A 2193-nucleotide genomic window follows, 5' to 3' on the forward strand; every position below is an offset into this window, starting at 1 on the left:
AGCGCCGGGATGTACTCCTGGGGTCGGAGCACCGTCGTCTCCAGCGCCAGCTCTCTGTTGATCACGCCGTATCCCAGTTCGACCTTGGCGCGGTCACACGGTGCGACTGCCGCGATTTCTGCGACGGTGCGAGGGTGACCCTGCACCCGGCAGGCCGCGTAGAGACTGCCCGCGGCCATGGTCTCGATCGACCGGCCGCGGATGAGGTTCTCGGCCTGTGCCTGACGATAGATGGCCGCGGCTTCCTCTTCGACTGCTTCCGGGAGTTCAAGTGCGCTGGCCAGGCGTGCGAGTTCGCCGCAGGCGTGGGCGAGATTGCGTTCGGCCTTGCTCCGGTAGCGGCCGCGTTTGTGCTCGCGGCGCCACCGGCTCACCCGGCGCTGTTTCTCCGTGGAGAGGTAATTGCCATTGACGTCACGCTTGTACCCGATCTCGGTGGAAAGACCACGATCATGGCGTGCGAGCGTGAGCGGGGCGCCAGTCCGCTCTGCCGGCTCGTCCACCGTGTCGTCGTCGAACCGACGCGTCTCCGGCCCGCGGTCGAGGCGGTGCTGGTCGATAATAAGCCCGCAATCGACACACCGGGTTTCCCCGTCCTCGGTCACGAGGGCACCGCTGCATTCGGGACACTCCTCGGCGGGGGTCGTTTTGCCGTTCGCTTCGTCGTAGCCGTTTGTGTAGGGTCCTCGAAACGACATGGGAATCCGCGAGGCGCCCGTCTGGACTGCCCCACACCCCTCCCGGGGCAATACAAACGACCAGCCGGGACGCTCCCATTGCCTGGCGTGGCTGGTGAGGCTCGCTCCACTTATTCGGGCTACTGTGCCGACCGCGCCTCGGCGAGCGTCTGCATCGTCGTGGCCGCCTCGATGATGGCTGGCCGGATCGCGACGGCAACGCGGTGTTTGCATGCCTGCGAGGAACGGCCATCGAACGGACAGGTACAGGCGACCGGCTGCCCATCTTCGATCCTGACCCGATACTCGTGGCCTGCCGGGTCAGCGTGGCTTGCATTCCGAACGCGAATGTCGCCCTCGATCAGCGAGAACTGCAACGCTTCGTACTGCGCACGCTTGAGGATGCGTGGCGTCCATTCCAATCGCGAGAGCGGGTGACTGGAGTCAGGCATTGTTCGTTCGGGGCTTGACTGCCCTCAGGCTCTCGTGGGGCCGACAAACACATGATGGCCGACCGAGTAGCGGACTCCGGTAGACGAGTCGCGAACGGCCTTCGTTCGACTGACTCGGTAACAGTTGGCCACCGAGTCAGCAGTGGTCGGACAGACCACGCGTCGTCGCTGCCGTAGCCGACAGTGACGCCGCTGGTCGGCGTCCAGTCTGTCCGCGGGTGGTCTGTCTCCCCTTCAAGCACCCGGAGGACGGCGTATCGGAGGTGCTCGTGGCCTTGGTTGTCTGTCGTTCGTGCGACCTGGTCCTGCTGCTCGGCGACGTGCTCGGCTTCCGCAAGAACCGCCGTGAGATAGTTGCCAGTCAGAATTCGACGGAGGTCAGAATGCGTCTCCGACCCTCGGTGGGCGCTGAAAAACTCGCTCTTGTGTAGAACTGCCGAAAGGTCATATAGTTACACTGAGCCGGTACTAATCTGGCAATATGGCTTCTACTCAGCCGGCTTTCGGTGGGATGTTTCGGCAGCTGATTGAGCTGGAAGTTATCGAAATCAACACCGAGCCGCTCGATTAACCAACGAAAAAGGGGGAAATCCAGGCAATCTGTTGGTTAGCCGATTTAGCGAGCAGGCGGCTCTTCGAGCACGTCGATAAGTTCCTCTGCCATCCGACTGAGCCGTCCGAGCCGCTCGCGAACAACCTCGGGATCGTCCGACTCCCACGCTGTCAAGTAGAACGCCGAGCCACTGGTGTCGAGCCCGTCGTACCGGCCGACGACGTAGGCGACCGCCGGGACGTGATTTCGCGCTTCGAATAATGCTGTCTCAAGACGCGTGCGCTTTAGCCGTACGAGCGTGTCAGACCAGTTCCCGCCACAGACGAAAGGACGTGGCCTACGGCCATCTATACACAACACAGAAAGTTAACAATGAAACGAGGAGAGAGGGGATGACCGTGCTGGTCCAGCGGACTATTAATTCCCAGTTAGTACTTCAACGGTATTTACCGCGTTGATTCGCCCTTCATCAGGATCAGGGTCGCTCGTGCCGTCAACGAGTTGTGCCCCC

Annotated in this window: 2 protein-coding genes and 2 pseudogenes; all 4 read right to left on the minus strand. The window is 62.2% G+C overall.

The window, feature by feature from the left end; translation table 11 throughout:
* The coding region (locus Q0964_RS10980) for a transcription initiation factor IIB (RefSeq protein WP_299267279.1) at window positions 1-698 on the minus strand (698 nt) is incomplete at its 3' end.
* Between the two features lie 119 nt (window positions 699-817).
* Complete coding sequence (locus tag Q0964_RS10985) at window positions 818-1129, minus strand: SWIM zinc finger family protein (RefSeq protein WP_299267281.1); 312 nt, start codon at window positions 1127-1129, stop codon at window positions 818-820.
* Window positions 1130-1287: 158 nt separating this feature from the next.
* Window positions 1288-1494: pseudogene (locus Q0964_RS18350) on the minus strand (hypothetical protein); the annotation flags it as partial.
* A gap of 251 nt (window positions 1495-1745) precedes the next feature.
* A pseudogene (locus Q0964_RS10990) lies at window positions 1746-1916 on the minus strand (DUF955 domain-containing protein); the annotation flags it as partial.
* Between the last annotated feature and the right edge of the window lie 277 nt (window positions 1917-2193).

This window comes from Halorientalis sp. (assembly GCF_028275115.1).
GTDB lineage: Archaea > Halobacteriota > Halobacteria > Halobacteriales > Haloarculaceae > Halorientalis.

What these genes read in the sequence shown, in the direction of transcription:
- Q0964_RS10985 (WP_299267281.1), bottom strand. Translation starts at nt 1,129, where the DNA reads ATGCCTGACTCCAGTCACCCGCTCTCGCGATTGGAATGGACGCCACGC.